Raw genomic sequence first — 14,142 nt, forward strand, 5'->3', positions numbered from 1 at the left:
CGTCACAGTGACGTAATGACCTCATGTCCATGGCGGAGCCCTCACCGGAGTGTTGTGGCGATATTGCCCCTCCGACTTCACGATTCGATGATGGCGCTAACTGTCATTAGCGTGAGTTGGGTGCGCGCGGCCGGGAACCCGTTCCTCAACGCGCATCACGCCGCGACACCGGCGGCATGAACTCGCCCTCGAGGGTCCGGTGCCACCACGCACCGGTCTCCCGGCGTTCGGCGGGCGTGGTGAAGCGGTAGCGGTACATCCGCGCCCGGATCACCGCCGGGCGAGCGTCGGGAAACGGATTGTGGTGCAGGAGCTTCAGCACCGCGTCGTCGCCCGCGAGCAGGCGGGTGACGAATCCGCCGAACCACGAGGCCGCGTAACCGGAGGAGATCGCGGCGAACCACATCAGCCAGTCCAGCCGCAGGTGGTAGGGCGCGAACTGGCGGGGACGGCGACGCAATCCGCCGGGTTTGCCCTTGAACTCGTATTCACGCCACTCGGTGTCGGGGGTGATGTGTTCGTCGGTGGTGCCCTCGACGACGATTTCGCGTCGGACACGGGTGATGTGGCCGAACGCTCCGTACGTGTTCACCAGATGCCACGGATCGAACGACGCGTTCATCATCTGATGGCTCGAGAACAGGTTGCGGGCGGGCCGATAGCTCAGCGCCGCAATCGCCAGCGTGAAGGCCACCACGACACTGACGAACCACGGCGGTGACGACGCAATCTCCGACGGCGACGACACCGGGAGCACGAACTCCCAGAACCCGTCGGGCAGCACCGACAGTCCGAGCACGATCGCGAGCCAGTTGAGCCACGCGAAGTTCCCGCTCGCCACCAACCACAATTGGGTGACCACCATGATCGCGGCCGCGCCGCCCGCGACGGGCTGCGGAGCGAAGAGGAAGAACGGCACGATCAGCTGCGTGAAGTGGTTGCCAGCCACCTCGATCTTGTGCAGCGGCCGCGGCAGGTGGTGGAAGTACCAGCTCAGCGGCCCAGGCATCGGCTGGGTCTCGTGGTGGTAGTTCAGGCACGTCAGATCCCGCCAGCACGGGTCGCCGCGGATCTTGATCAGGCCGGCACCGAACTCGAGCCGGAACAGCAACCACCGCAGCAACAACAGCGTCAGCAACGGCGGGGCGGTGTCCCAGTTCCCGACGAACACCGCGAGCAATCCCACCTCGAGCAGCAGCGACTCCCACCCGAACCCGTACCAGAGTTGGCCGACGTTGACAATCGACAGGTACAGCCCCCACAGCAACAGCCAGCCCAGCATCGACAGCGGAAGCGGCAACCGGTCCACCAGCCCGAGCAGCGCGAGCGAAGACAGCACCACCCCGGACCACGCCACGATCGCGTAGAACCGGTCGGAGTAGTGCAGGTGGAAGATGCTCGGCGAACGCTGCCAACGGCTGCCGGCCAGGAACCGTCGGATCGGCAGCATCCCGTCGTCGCCGACGAGAGGTCTGAACTGATTGACCGCCACGAGGAAGGCAGCAAGATAGATGGCGGCGAGCCCCTCCTTGAAGAGCAGCCGCGACAGCCAGTAACCGTCCGCGTCGAACCACACCACAGCAGGCCCCTCTGCTGTGGACGCTACTCGCTCCCGTCAAGCGCTCACATCAGATGCGGCAGCACTTCCTTCTCGAGGAGTTCGAGACCGGACGGGTCGTACGCCGCCTCGGGGACGTAGAAGATCGCGTACTCGAGGCCCTGCTTCTTCAGCGCCGTCAGGTTCTCGACGATCTGCTCCGGCGTGCCGACGGCCGGTAGCCCGCGGAACGCGTTCAGCGACGCCTCGGCCTTCTCGGCACCGACGACCGGTTCGAGCCGCGCCCGCAGCGCCTCGAGGCGGTCCTGTACCTCGGCCTCGGTGCGGCCGATCGCGACGTTGTAGTTCGCCGACCGGGTGATGGCGTCGAAGTCGGTGCCGACCTCCGCGCAGTGGCGCCGCAGGATCTCCGACTTGTGCGCGAACACCTCGGGGGTGCCGTCGAAGTTCGTGTACTGCGCGTACTTCGCCGCGATCTTCAACGTCACCTTCTCGCCACCACCGGCGATCCACAGCGGGATGCCGCCGTCCTGCAGTGGCAGGGGGCGGACGATCGCGCCGTCCACCTGGTAGTGCTTGCCGTCCAGAGTCGCGGCGCCGGTGGACCATGCCTGCCGCATGATCTGGACACCCTCGTCGAGCCGGCCGAGTCGCTCGCCCGCCGACGGGAAGCCGTAGCCGTAGGCGCGCCACTCGTGCTCGTACCAGCCGCCGCCGATGCCCATCTCGACCCGTCCGCCGGAGATCAGATCGGTCGTCGCCGCCACTTTCGCCAGGTAGGCGGGGTTGCGGTAGCTCATCGCGGTGCACATCTGTCCCAGCCGTACCCGCTCGGTGACCGCCGCGAACGCCGCCATCAGCGACCACGCCTCGTGCGTCGCCTCGTCGGTGGGCTCCGGGACGGTGTGGAAGTGGTCGTACACCCAGATCGACTCCCACGGACCGTTGTCGGCGCGCAGCGCGACATCGCGCATCACGCCCCACTGGTCGGCGGGATCGATGCCGACGAGGTCCAGTCGCCAACCCTGGGGCACGAAGAGTCCGAAACGCATGACAGGATCCTGTTCTCTAGAGGTCTACTGCACGGCGTCCACGTACAGCCATCGTCCGTCCTCGCGGACGAACGTGCTGTGTTCGCGCATCGATCCGCGTGTCCCGTGGTCCACATAGTGCGCGACGAACTCGACGGTGCCGGTGCTGTCGAGGAGACCGCCGCCCGACGTGGTCAGCACGTCCAGTCGGCGCCACACCTGCTCCGGGTCGAGGTCCAGCCGTTTCGGCCTGGTGTCCGGGTGCCACGTGCGCAGCAGATAGGCCTCGTCGCCGACGGCGAACGCGCTGTAACGCGACCGCATCAGCTGTTCGGCGGTGGGCGCCTCGGCCGTCCCGGAATGGAAGCGGCCACAACACCGGCCGTACTGCTCACCGGACAGGCAGGGACAGCGGTCGTCGTCGGAGATCGTCGGCATCGGGACCCTCACTGTGCCTGGCTGACGGAGGACATGTGGAAGTCGGGAATCCGCATCGGCGGCATCGCGGTTCGCGTGAACCAGTCCTTCCACTCCCGGGGCAGTGTCGGCTCGGTCGCGCCCACCTCGGTGACCCGCCGCAGCAGATCCAGTGGGCTCTCGTTGAACCGGAAGTTGTTGACCGCGGCGGTCACCGCGCCGTCCTCGATCAGGTACACACCGTCGCGGGTGAGACCGGTGAGCAGTGCGGTGGCGGGGTCGACCTCCCGGATGTACCACAGCGTCGTCAGCAGCAGGCCGCGTTCGGTCCGCGCCACCATGTCGTCGAGCGTGGCCGCCGATCCGCCGGTCAGCAGCAGGTTGTCACCCGGAACGGCGGCGGGCGCATCGAACTCGGCGGCCGCCGCACGCGGGTAGGCGAGCGCGTTGATCACGCCGTCCCGGATCCAGTCGACCCGTCCGGCGTCCATCCCGTTGTCGAACACCGACAGCGTGTCGGACGAGGAGGTGGTCGCGACGAACGGGGTGTAGCCCAACCGGTCGGCGTGTGGATCCGAATAGAGCGTCAGCGGAATGTCGGTGAGTCGCTCACCGACCCGGGTGCCACCCCGGCGGGAGAACGCGGTGTGCCCCTCCTGTGCGCCGCGGCCCTCCATCGCCCACATCAGCGGGATCATCAGGTCGGACACCGCCGACGGTGGCAGCACCGTCTCGTACCTGCCGGCCGGCAGCGCCACCGTTCGGTCCGACCAGCCCAGCCGGGTGTCGAGGTCGGCCAGCAGCTTCGGCACGGACACGTCGGTGAAGTCGAGGCTCGCCGAACCCACCCAGGCGCTGGCGTCGCCGCGCTTGCCGTTGATCTCGATCGACCCGGTGGGCTGGGTGTACCGGCGGCGCACCCCCGCCGATGTCCCGAGCCACGTGGAGTGGACCTGGTGGTGCGCGAAGCCGTAGAGCCGGTCGGCCCCCGCGAAACCGTCTGCGAGACCGGGCACCAGACCTTCGAACACCTCGACGCCCGGGCTCGCCGGACCGTCGGCCCAGTCCACGCCGCCGACGCCGTCCCCGGCCGGGAGGTCCATGGCGTCCTCGGCGGGCTGCGCCGAGCGGGCCGCGTCCTCGCTGGCGCGCACGACGTCGGCGATCGCACCGGCGTCGACCGTCGACGACGTCACCGCACCGACGCGTGCGGACCCGTCGGCGGAGCGGATCACGGACAGCACGGTCCACGACCTGGATGTCGAGACCCCGTTGGTGGTCATCGAATTGCCGGCCCAGCGCAGCGACGCCTCTGCGGCGTCGGTGACCAGCACCATCGCCTCGTCGACCGTCGAGAGCGCGAGGGCCCGCTCGACCAGTTCCTGCGCGGGGATCATCGGCCGCCCTCCGGCTGAGTCATGGTCACTGCCCGCCCTCCACCCGCGTGTTGAGTACGTTGACGCCGCGGAAGAGCGCCGACGGGCAGCCGTGGCTCACCGCCGCGACCTGCCCGGGTTGCGCCTTGCCGCAGTTGAACGCGCCGCCGAGCCGCCACGTCGACGGGCCGCCGACCGCCTCCATCGACCCCCAGAAGTCGGTGGTGGTGGCCTGATAGGCGACGTCGCGCAGTTGGCCGTCGAGTCGGCCGTTCCGGATCCGGAAGAACCGCTGGCCGGTGAACTGGAAGTTGTAGCGCTGCATGTCGATCGACCAGCTCTTGTCGCCGACGACGTAGATCCCGTTCTCGACACGGGAGATCAGGTCGGCGGTGCTCGGGTCGGATCCCGGGTCCGGCTGCAGCGACACGTTCGCCATCCGCTGGATCGGCACGTGGTGCGCGGAGTCGGCGTACGAGCAACCGTTGGATCGGTCCAGCCCCAGCCGCGGCGCGAATACCCGGTCGAGCTGGTAGCCGACGAGCACGCCGTCGCGCACCAGGTCCCAGCGCTGCGCGGCGACCGCGTCGTCGTCGTATCCGACGCTCGCGAGCCCGTGCCGTTCGGTCCGGTCGGCGGTCACGTGCATCAGCGGGGTGCCGTACTGCAGGGTGCCCAACAGGTCCGGCGTCGCGAAGGAGGTTCCCGCGTACGCCGCCTCGTACCCGATGGCGCGGTCGTACTCGGTTGCGTGCCCGACGGATTCGTGGATGGTCAGCCACAGATTGGTGGGGTCGATGACGAGGTCGGTCGGGCCGGCCTCGACGCTCGGGGCCGCGACCTTCTCCACCAGCAGGCCGGGGATCTCGGCCAGTTCGGCGTCCCACTCCCACCCCGCACCGGTGAGGTACTCCCAGCCCCGGCCGACCGGCGGCGCGAGTGTGCGCATCGTCTCGAAGGTTCCGGCATCGGAGTCGACGGATGTGGCCTCGAGTTCCGGATGCAACCGCACGCGTTGCTGGGTGATCGTCGACCCGGCGAGGTCGGCGTAGAACGTCTGCTCCTTGACCTGCAGGCAACTCGCGGTGACGTGGTCGACGCCGTCCGCATCCAGCAGACGGCGCGACCAGTCACCGAGTAGCGCCACCTTGTCGGCCGTCGCCACGGTGAACGGGTCCGTCACGTAGTCCGAGACCCACACCGCGCCCGGGTAGACCGGTTCCGGCGCGAGCTCCACCCGTTCGCGGTTGAGAGCGCGGAGCGCACGAGCGACCCGGACCGCTTCCGCCGCCACGGCGGCCGCAGTGTCCGACGTCAACTGCGCGTGGGAAGCGAATCCCCACGTGCCGTCCACGATCACGCGGACCGCGAAGCCGGTCTCGGTGCCGTCCTCGACCGCCTGTACCCGCCCGTCCCGCAGGCGCAGCGACTGCGTGACGGTGCGGTGCACCCGAAGATCCGCGTGCTCCGCTCCGGCTGCTCGAGCCACTGCGAGCGCTGCGTCGGCGAGGGCGCGCAGGGGGAGCGCGGTGAATTCGTCGTCGACCGCGTGCGGGGCGCGGTCCGAGTGGCGGGCACCGCCATGCGTCACGATCACCGGGTCAGTCTAGAGCGCGGCAGCGCGACGAAGGTCCGCCCCGGCACCCTCGCCGCGCCTGGGCCGACTAGCCCCCGGACCGGACGATGCGCGGCATCGCATACCCGCCGTCGATCAGCCCCGCGGTGGGCCCGTAGAACCGGGCCGCCAACTGGAATCCGTCCGACGGTGCGGTCGGCAGCCAGTTGCGGGCCTGCTCGGGATCGGTGGGCCTCTCCGGCTGCAGATAGAACGTGAGCTTGCCGTCGACCACGGCGTAGTCGCCGGCCTTCAGCAGTTCACTTGTCGCGCTGTACCGGTTCACCGGGTTGTCGATGAAGTAGCCGGCCGAGTCGTACACCGGCAACTCCCAGAACTCGGTGGTCGGCGGCAGATCGTTCACGTCGAAGGTGAGCGTGTAGTCGTACTTGCCCTCGAGCGGACGGCCCTCGCTGTCGTCGAAGACGTAGGCGATCGTGTGCGACTCGTACGGGACGGGGGTGCCCCAGGCGACGTCGTCGGCGCCGGCCTTGGCGACGTAGTCGAGGTCGTCGAAGAACAGGCTCGACTGCAGGCGCCAACCGTTCATGTCGACCTGCGAGGACTCGAAGGCGTCCTTGGCCTCGCGGCGGGCACGGGTGAAACCGTCCTCGATGGCGGCCTTCTGCTCGGCCGAAACCTCCTCGGGCTCGAAGATGGTGCCTTCGCGCAGCCCCAACTTCGCGAGCCGGTCGAGCGTGTCGGTCTCCTTGACCGAGTCGGTGCGCCTGGTCAGCGACGGATCGTTGATCGACAGGCTCAGCAGTTGCAGGTAGTCGATGGGAGTCATCGACTTGCCGATGTCGGAGATCTGATCCATCCGCGGGAAGGTTCGGTAGGCGCCCTTGACGACCGGCTGCTGGTCGAGCGGGGGAACCCTGCCGCCGTTCGCCTCCCACTGCGCGAGCGGCGCGGCGAGCACCCCGGTCACCGTCTGCCGGGCCGCGGCCATGTCCTGTTCGTCGCGGGTCGTCACCGCCACCCGGACCGCCAGCGTGAACGAGTTCGACGACGCGCGGATGATCTCGGTGCCGCGGAAACCGCTGGGCAGCTTCCCTTTCCAGTCGGGTCCGACGATCAGATACCGCTGCGGCGCATTTCCGGTGAACTGCGAGCCGGCCTTGAAGAAACATTCGACGTTCTGGTCGGTGGCCTGCACGCTCCAGTACCGGCCGTCCGTGACCGCCGGGGTCTCGACCACGATCAGGTCGTCGGAGATGTCGAAGGCGCCGCCGGAGTACAGCGTAGATGCGTTCACCGTGGTGGCGTAGCGGGTCTTCGCGTCGAACAGGTTCAACTGTGGCTGGACCCGGTTGATACCGCGGTATGCCGGTTGCCCCTCGAGTTCGGTGAAGACGTGCCGCAGTTCGTAGTAGCCGGCGATGTTGAGGCCCCAGTAGAAGGCTTCCTCGGACAGGTCGGCGATCTGTTCGGTGGACAGCGCGGGGTCGATCAGGGCGTGCTCGGTCGACTGCGCGGCGGACGGTCCACCGCACGCGGTGAGCAGCAGCAGTGCCGAGGCGCCGGCAGCGGCGAGAGCCGTCGAACGGGAGTGGGGGCGAAGCTTCATCGAAACTCCTCTCACGGTGTAAGACAGAGTGACTTAACTTGCGGGCAGCGGGAGACCGCACGCGGTGGCGCGGTCGAAAGACGGGGGAGAAGGGGTAGGCCGACCGGGTCAGGGCGCCCGCAGGTAGGCGGCGGCTCCCGCGACGAGGGTGTCCACCGCGACCGTGGCCTGGGCGCCGGTGATCTGACGATGTTCGAGACGTCGTTCCACGTCGGCGAGAACAGCGGTCACCAACCGCTTGAACTGCTGGATTCGTTCCATCCGGTACGACTCGTCGAGGTCGCCGAGTCGCACGAGCAGCTCGGCGGTGATGGCCTTGACGCCACTGTTGTGCCGGTCGTCGAACGGTTCGAAGTCGCCGGCGCCCTCGCCGAGGTAGCGGTGCACGAAGCGGGCGTACGAGCTGCCTCCGCCGGTCTCGACGACCGCGTCACCCAGCGGCCGGATGTACGCCTCGACCAGTTCTTCGAAGGTGTGCTCGTCGCGGGCGGCGAGCATCTCGAGGCGGCGTCGGTTCAGCGGGACGAGACGGAAGTCGTACAGCGCCTGGATGAGTGCCGCCTTCGTCTTGAAGTGGTACTGGACCGCCGAATGGTTGCGCTGCTGCGCGCCCGCGCCGATCTCGCGCAGCGACACGTTCGCGACACCTCGCTCCGCGAAGAGGCGTTCGGCCGCGACGAGCAGCCTGCGCTGGACGTCGGACAGGACCGACTCGACGTCCGTGCCGGATGCCGTCGACGTCATGCCCACTCCTCTCGGGTCCGACGCCCCTGCGGCGCGGTTAAGTCACCTTGTCTCACCGATGCGACGCTTCCCAGGGAGGCTCCCACTGAGAGGGATGCCGGGCATGCCCGAATCGTTCGGTTACGTTGGGATACATGGTGGGGAGGCGGAAACACGCTCGACGGATGCTCGCCGCGACCGTGGCGGTCCTGGTGCCGGCGGCCCTGGTTCCACGGGGTGCTCGAGCAGCGACGACGGCGAACGCACTTCGTCCGAGGCGGGATTCACTCGGCAGGAGGGCGGTAGGGCGCTCGACCTGCCGGATCCGGACACGGCCACGGCCAGTCGGCTGGAACTCGGGATCTCGTGGACGGGCGGCGCGGTTCTGCCCGCCGAGGGTGCCACGACGTGCCGTCACGTCACGTACTCGCGGGGCAGCGAAGAGTACTGGGAGTACGAGGTGGAGTCGAGCGACTTCGCCGACTACGACGGCGGGGGAGAGTTACCGGGACGGGACTTCGCGGTGCGCGCGGCCCTGGGGATCCGATCCGCGGAGGCCGATCGAACAGACGCGGTCGACATCGTGTTCTCGGGTCCCGGTGGCAGTCACCACCGCCTCGGCGGTACCCGGGAGGACGGACTCTCGCTTGCGGTGAGCGCCGACCACATGACGCTCACCTTCATGATCAACAGCCTGGCGACGAGCATCGACCGCGAGCCGCGGTGGACGGCGGCCGCGCGAACGATCCGCTGCGACGAGGTGGAGGAAGTGACGTCGGGCACCTGAGTCGGTGCGGCCGAAACGAGAAGTCCCCCGCCGAATCACCGATTCGACGGGGGACTCCGACTCCGAGACGCTACGCGGTGAACTGCCCCACCGTGCCGAGCGCGGTGCAGGTGACGCCGGACTCGTACCCCACCTGCCCGAACATCGCGGCCAGCACGTTGCCCTCACCGGTCTCGACGGTCTTCGACAACGTCGGCACGTTCACGATCGAGTCGTCGAGCGGTACCACGCCGCCCTTCAGGGTCGTCGTGTTGAACCACGCGACCTGCAGATCCGACTTCTTCGGGATCCCGAGATGCGCCGGCAGTGCCTGGAAACGCAGCTGGCCGCGTTCGACCCACGGGGGCAGGGGGAAGTTCGGCCCGGACTGCGCGCTCGCGACCGTCACCGTCATCGGATTGTCGGCGACACCGCAACCGAACGTCGGGGCGGGGAACAGGAAGTCCTTCGCGGTGGTGGTGCCCACCTCCTGGCCCGTCACTCCCTCGATGACCTCGGTGACGCCGGGCGTGGCGAGCAGCCCTCCCAACAGATCCTGGGGTAGCGGGACGTTCTTGGTCAGATCGCCGAGGAGCGTCTGCAGCGACGGCGGCGCGGCCGGTGCAGGCGCGGCATTCGCCACGCCCGAGAACACGACGGCTCCCGCGGCGGCGGCCGCAACGGTGGCGGTGACACGGACGGCCAGACGGCGTGCGGCGGTGCGCCCGAAGCGTCGTGACATGTGAACTCCTCCCTGAGTGACCAGCCCTCCCAGCCGATCTGTCCTGGTACTGCACCACGCCGGAAGTCTCTACGTCAACTTTAGGGTTAGACCGTTACCGCATCGACTCCGATGCCGGCGAGCGGACGTGGGAGCATTTTCGGGTCGCCGATCGTTGAGCAGACAGAGCATTCCGCCGCCCCCGGCGGTCCGCGCCACCGAAAGGATCAACCGATGATCGCCGCACTGTTCGTTCTCTACGTCGTCGTGGAGGTCGGTGTGCTGATCTGGGTGGGCAGCACGATCGGCGTCCTGTGGACCGTGCTGCTGCTCATCGCCGGATCCGCTGTCGGCATGGTGCTGGTGAAGTCGCAGTGGCGCGCCGTCATGGCCGGCTTCCGCCGAGCCACCCGAGGGGAGACGTCGCCGACCGGAGCGGTCGCCGACGGCGCGATGGTTGCGGCCGGCTCCGTGTTGATGTTCGTGCCGGGGCTGGTGACCTCAGTGTTGGGGCTGCTCATGCTGCTGCCGCCCACCCGATGGGCGCTGCGCCCGGTCGCGGTCTTGCTCGCCGGCAAGCGCGCCAACGTGACCTTGGCAGGCGTCGAGTTCGCATCCCGCACGGCAGGTGCACGGCGTGGAACCGTCATCGACGGCGAAGTCGTGGACGCGGACCCGGACTTCGGCTCCGACACCCCGACCCAGGGACCCCGCGCCCTGCCGTAGCAGGCAGACTGGATGCTCGTGAGTACCCAACTGTTGGTCGGCGGCCGCATCTACAGTCCCAGTGCCCCCGACGCCACCGCGATGGCCGTCACCGACGGCACGGTCGTCTGGACCGGCGAGGACCGTCCGGGCCGTGCCCTGCACCCGGACGCCGAGGTGATCGACCTCGACGGCGCGTTCGTCACTCCCGGCTTCGTCGACACCCATGTCCACGTCACCGCGCTCGGCCTGCAGTTGACGGGCCTCGACCTCGGGGGAGCCCGCAACCGGTCCGAATGCCTGGAGCTGCTGCGGCGCTTCGCGAGCGAGCACGACGACGCGGTCGTCTGGGGCCAGGGCTGGGACGACAGCACGTGGCCCGACACCGCCCCGACCACTGCAGATCTGGACGCCGCCGCACCCGGCCGGGCGGTGTACCTCAGCCGCGTCGACGCGCATTCCGCGCTGTGCTCGACGCCGTTGCGTGCCGCGACGCCGGACCTGACCGCGGCCACCGGGTTCACGCCGGACGGTGCGCTCTCCGCCGACGCCCACCACCTGGTCCGCGACCGGGCCCGGGCACTGTTGACCGAGACGCAGCGCGCGAGCGCCCGCCGTGCGGCCCTCGACCACTGTGCGGCCCGGGGCGTCGTCGCCGTCCACGAGTGCGGCGGTCCCGCGATCGGCGGCCTCACCGACTTCCGCGAACTGCTCGCGCTCACGCACGGGGTCGAGGTCCGCGGCTACTGGGGTGAGGCGGTCACCACTGCGGAGGAGGCCACCGAGCTACTGGCCCACGCCGGCGCGGACGCCCTCGGCGGCGACCTGTTCGTCGACGGCGCGCTCGGGTCCCACACGGCCGCACTGGTCGAGCCGTACCACGATTGCGCCGGCCGTCACGGGAACCGCTACCTCGACGTCGACGCGGTGGCGGCGCACGTGCGCGCCTGCACCCTTGCCGGGATCCAGGCGGGCTTCCACGTGATCGGCGACGCCGCGATCCGCACCGCCGTCGCGGCGTTCGAGACCGTCGCGAACGAACTGGGCGGACCTGCCGTCGCCGCGCGCGGCCACCGGCTCGAGCACCTCGAGATGGTGACCCCCGAGCAGGCCGCCCTGCTCGGCAGCTGGGGCGTGATCGCCAGCATGCAACCCGTGTTCGACGCCCTGTGGGGCGGCACCGAGGGCATGTACGCGCAGCGCCTCGGCGCCGAGCGGGCCGCGCGCATGAACGCGTTCGCCCCCATCGCGTCGACGGGCATGTCGCTGGCCTTCGGCTCCGACGCGCCGGTGACTCCCGTCGAACCGTGGGCGATGCTCCGCGCCGCCGTCAACCACCGCACTCCGGGCAGCGGGGTGTCGCCGCGCGCGGCGTTTTCCGCGGCGACGCGCGGCGCGTGGCGGGCGGGCGGTGTCCGCGACGGTATGGCGGGCACCCTGAACCCGGGGGCTCCCGCGTCCTACGTGGTGTGGGACGCCGACGAACTGGTCGTGTCCGCTCCCCAGGACTCCGTCCAGCGCTGGTCGACGGATCCCCGCTCCCGGGTGCCGGCGCTGCCTCGCCTCGAGGACGACGCCCCGGTGCCGGTGTGCCTGCGTTCGGTGCATCGCGGAGTCACCGTCCATGAAGCGTGACCGGTCTGCCCTGACGGCGACCGCACGCGACGCCGCACTCGCCGTCGCTTCGGGCCTGCTGCTGTTCGCGAGCTTCCCGCCGCGACCACTGTGGTTCCTCGCCCCGGTCGGCATCGCCCTGCTCACCGCTGTCCTCACCGGTTACGGCTGCGGCGGGCGCACGCTGCGTGCCGGGTTCGGCTACGGCTATCTAGCCGGTCTCGGTTTCCTCGTCCCGCTGCTGCCGTGGATCGGCGTCTACGTCGGCCCGCTGCCGTGGCTCGCGCTCGCGGCGGCCGAGTCGGTCTTCATCGGTTTGTTCGGCCTCGCCGCGGTCCTCGTCACGCGCCTACGGGCACCGATCTGGGTCCTGGCCGTCGCGGTCGCGGCGGTGTGGAGCCTCACCGAATGGCTCCGATCGTCGCTGCCGTTCGGTGGATTCCCTTGGGGCCGGCTGGCATTCGGCCAGCCGGAGGGCTGGTTGCTTCCGCTGGCCGCGCTCGGCGGTGCGCCGCTGCTCAGCTTCGGGGTGGCCGTCACGGGGACGGGCCTGGCGGCCGTCGCCTTCACGGCGTGGCGCCGCCGGCCGTTGCGGGCCCTCGCAGGTCCGGTCCTCGTCGCGTGCGGCGCCTCGATCGTGGCCGTGGCCACCGTGCCCTACGTGCACGCCGATGCGGACGGCGACCGAACCGTCACCGTCGCCGCGATCCAGGGCAGCGTGCCCCGGCTCGGCCTCGACTTCAACGCGCAGCGTCGCGCGGTGCTCGACAACCACGTGCGGCGCACCTTCGAGCTGGCCGACGACGTCGCCGCCGGCCGGCAGCCGCAGCCGGACCTGGTGGTGTGGCCCGAGAACGCGTCGGACATCGACCCGTTCCGGAACGCCGACGCGGCCGAGGAGATCACCGCTGCGTCCGAGGCGGTGGGCGCGCCGATCCTGGTCGGCGCCGTGCTCGTCAACTCCGACCGCACCACCACCAACTCCGTCATCGTGTGGGACGGGTCCGCCGGTGCGGGCGAGCGGCACGACAAGCGGATCATCCAGCCCTTCGGCGAGTACCTGCCGTACCGCGACTTCTTCCGGTTCTTCTCGGAGTATGCCGACAAGGCCGGCAACTTCGTGCCCGGCGACGGCAACGGTGTCGTCCACGCCGACGGCATTCCGGTGGGTGTCGCCACGTGCTACGAGGTCGCGTTCGACCGCGCCCTCACCGAATCGGTGCGGGACGGCGCGGAACTGATCGCCGTGCCCACCAACAACGCCACCTTCGGTGACACCGAGATGACCTATCAGCAGTTGGCGATGTCGCAGGTACGGGCCGTCGAACACCGGCGCGACGTCGTCGTGGCGGCCACCAGCGGAGTCAGCGCGATCATCGGTTCCGACGGCTCGGTGCTGCAGCAGTCGGAGCTCTTCGTGCCGGCGGCCCTGGTGTCGGAGGTGTCGCTGCGCACCGAGACCACCCTCGCCACCCGACTCGGACCGATCCCCGAGTACCTCCTGAGCCTGGGTGCGCTCGTCGCGCTCGCCCTGGCGGTCGTCGGCGGGCGTCGCTCGAGGAGCACGTCGGGCGGCCACGCGGATCCAGAGACCGACCGGACGGTGACGGAAACCGCCCGGCGGGGTCCGGGCGAAGCTTGATCCACCCGGCGGATTCACCGAAAACGCCCCTGCACCGTCTCGATGTCGGTGCAGGGGCGTTTTCGCGCGCCTAACATGGTGTAACAGCCAGCGTCCGGCGGTCGAACTAAAGAATGGTGTGCATCACATTTCGTCGACAACGATCGAGAGGTGAGACGGTGACCAATCCGTTCGACGACGCCGATGCCGAATACCTGGTGCTGGTCAACGAGGAGAACCAGCATTCACTCTGGCCCGCCTTCGCGGACGTTCCGTCCGGCTGGGCCGTAGTGCACGACCGGGACACGCGCCGCGCCTGCGTCGCCTACATCGATGCGCACTGGACCGATCTGCGGCCGCCGGCAACGGTCGTCGCATCGGAGCATGATTCGTCGCTCGGCTAGGCGCGGGACGAGCGCCGCGAC

General features: G+C 69.5%; 13 protein-coding genes. 5 read left to right on the top strand and 8 right to left on the bottom strand.

What is annotated here, in order from left to right:
* Positions 1 to 145 precede the first annotated feature (145 nt).
* From PSS76_RS18680 to PSS76_RS18710, 7 genes are all read right to left on the bottom strand, one after another.
* Positions 146 to 1,579 (bottom strand): lipase maturation factor family protein, encoded by a 1,434-nt coding sequence (locus PSS76_RS18680; protein WP_084969504.1) that lies wholly within the window; start codon positions 1,577 to 1,579, stop codon positions 146 to 148.
* Between the two features lie 44 nt (positions 1,580 to 1,623).
* Entirely contained in the window at positions 1,624 to 2,610 is a 987-nt protein-coding gene (locus tag PSS76_RS18685) for an LLM class F420-dependent oxidoreductase (RefSeq protein ID WP_022595978.1), read from the bottom strand.
* 24 nt (positions 2,611 to 2,634) lie between these two features.
* On the bottom strand, positions 2,635 to 3,027 hold the full coding sequence (locus PSS76_RS18690) for a YchJ family protein (RefSeq protein ID WP_013416055.1): 393 nt from the start codon (positions 3,025 to 3,027) through the stop codon (positions 2,635 to 2,637).
* 8 nt (positions 3,028 to 3,035) lie between these two features.
* Positions 3,036 to 4,403 carry a metallopeptidase TldD-related protein gene (locus tag PSS76_RS18695; RefSeq protein ID WP_022595982.1) on the bottom strand — a complete coding sequence of 456 codons (1,368 nt, stop codon included), beginning with the start codon at positions 4,401 to 4,403 and terminating at the stop codon, positions 3,036 to 3,038.
* Positions 4,404 to 4,428: 25 nt separating this feature from the next.
* On the bottom strand, positions 4,429 to 5,979 hold the full coding sequence (locus PSS76_RS18700; protein WP_022595984.1) for a TldD/PmbA family protein: 1,551 nt from the start codon (positions 5,977 to 5,979) through the stop codon (positions 4,429 to 4,431).
* Between the two features lie 67 nt (positions 5,980 to 6,046).
* Entirely contained in the window at positions 6,047 to 7,567 is a 1,521-nt protein-coding gene (locus PSS76_RS18705; RefSeq protein WP_337456517.1) for a DUF1254 domain-containing protein, read from the bottom strand.
* A gap of 108 nt (positions 7,568 to 7,675) precedes the next feature.
* Entirely contained in the window at positions 7,676 to 8,311 is a 636-nt protein-coding gene (locus tag PSS76_RS18710) for a TetR/AcrR family transcriptional regulator (protein WP_005513169.1), read from the bottom strand.
* Between the two features lie 103 nt (positions 8,312 to 8,414).
* On the opposite strand from PSS76_RS18710, the gene PSS76_RS18715 reads away from it, so the two are divergent.
* Entirely contained in the window at positions 8,415 to 9,077 is a 663-nt protein-coding gene (locus tag PSS76_RS18715) for a hypothetical protein (RefSeq protein ID WP_337456518.1), read from the top strand.
* A gap of 70 nt (positions 9,078 to 9,147) precedes the next feature.
* Here PSS76_RS18715 and PSS76_RS18720 read toward each other — a convergent pair whose 3' ends face one another.
* A complete protein-coding gene (locus tag PSS76_RS18720) occupies positions 9,148 to 9,798 on the bottom strand; it encodes a hypothetical protein (RefSeq protein ID WP_013416059.1) in 651 nt (216 codons plus the stop codon).
* A 213-nt stretch (positions 9,799 to 10,011) separates the two neighbouring features.
* Here PSS76_RS18720 and PSS76_RS18725 point away from each other — a divergent pair, with 213 nt between their 5' ends.
* From PSS76_RS18725 to PSS76_RS18740, 4 genes are all read left to right on the top strand, one after another.
* Positions 10,012 to 10,503: an FxsA family protein gene (locus PSS76_RS18725; protein ID WP_064077389.1), complete on the top strand. Its 492-nt coding sequence runs from the start codon at positions 10,012 to 10,014 to the stop codon at positions 10,501 to 10,503.
* Positions 10,504 to 10,515: 12 nt separating this feature from the next.
* Entirely contained in the window at positions 10,516 to 12,117 is a 1,602-nt protein-coding gene (locus PSS76_RS18730) for an amidohydrolase (RefSeq protein ID WP_064079176.1), read from the top strand.
* Positions 12,107 to 13,738: an apolipoprotein N-acyltransferase gene (gene lnt, locus PSS76_RS18735; RefSeq protein ID WP_064079175.1), complete on the top strand. Its 1,632-nt coding sequence runs from the start codon at positions 12,107 to 12,109 to the stop codon at positions 13,736 to 13,738. Before PSS76_RS18730 ends, lnt begins: the two co-directional genes overlap by 11 nt.
* Before the next feature lie 158 nt (positions 13,739 to 13,896).
* Positions 13,897 to 14,121 (top strand): MbtH family protein, encoded by a 225-nt coding sequence (locus tag PSS76_RS18740; RefSeq protein ID WP_005513160.1) that lies wholly within the window; start codon positions 13,897 to 13,899, stop codon positions 14,119 to 14,121.
* Positions 14,122 to 14,142 lie beyond the last annotated feature (21 nt).

The sequence above is a fragment of the Prescottella sp. D32 genome, assembly GCF_037287305.1.
Lineage (GTDB): Bacteria > Actinomycetota > Actinomycetes > Mycobacteriales > Mycobacteriaceae > Prescottella > Prescottella equi.

Excerpts from the sequence above, each read along its gene's own strand:
- PSS76_RS18685 (WP_022595978.1), bottom strand. The coding sequence starts at position 2,610 with ATGCGTTTCGGACTCTTCGTGCCCCAGGGTTGGCGACTGGACCTCGTC.
- PSS76_RS18690 (WP_013416055.1), bottom strand. The coding sequence starts at position 3,027 with ATGCCGACGATCTCCGACGACGACCGCTGTCCCTGCCTGTCCGGTGAG.
- PSS76_RS18695 (WP_022595982.1), bottom strand. The coding sequence starts at position 4,403 with ATGATCCCCGCGCAGGAACTGGTCGAGCGGGCCCTCGCGCTCTCGACG.
- PSS76_RS18705 (WP_337456517.1), bottom strand. The coding sequence starts at position 7,567 with ATGAAGCTTCGCCCCCACTCCCGTTCGACGGCTCTCGCCGCTGCCGGC.
- PSS76_RS18710 (WP_005513169.1), bottom strand. The coding sequence starts at position 8,311 with ATGACGTCGACGGCATCCGGCACGGACGTCGAGTCGGTCCTGTCCGAC.
- PSS76_RS18715 (WP_337456518.1), top strand. The coding sequence starts at position 8,415 with ATGCCCGAATCGTTCGGTTACGTTGGGATACATGGTGGGGAGGCGGAA.
- PSS76_RS18720 (WP_013416059.1), bottom strand. The coding sequence starts at position 9,798 with ATGTCACGACGCTTCGGGCGCACCGCCGCACGCCGTCTGGCCGTCCGT.
- PSS76_RS18725 (WP_064077389.1), top strand. The coding sequence starts at position 10,012 with ATGATCGCCGCACTGTTCGTTCTCTACGTCGTCGTGGAGGTCGGTGTG.
- PSS76_RS18730 (WP_064079176.1), top strand. The coding sequence starts at position 10,516 with ATGCTCGTGAGTACCCAACTGTTGGTCGGCGGCCGCATCTACAGTCCC.
- lnt (WP_064079175.1), top strand. The coding sequence starts at position 12,107 with ATGAAGCGTGACCGGTCTGCCCTGACGGCGACCGCACGCGACGCCGCA.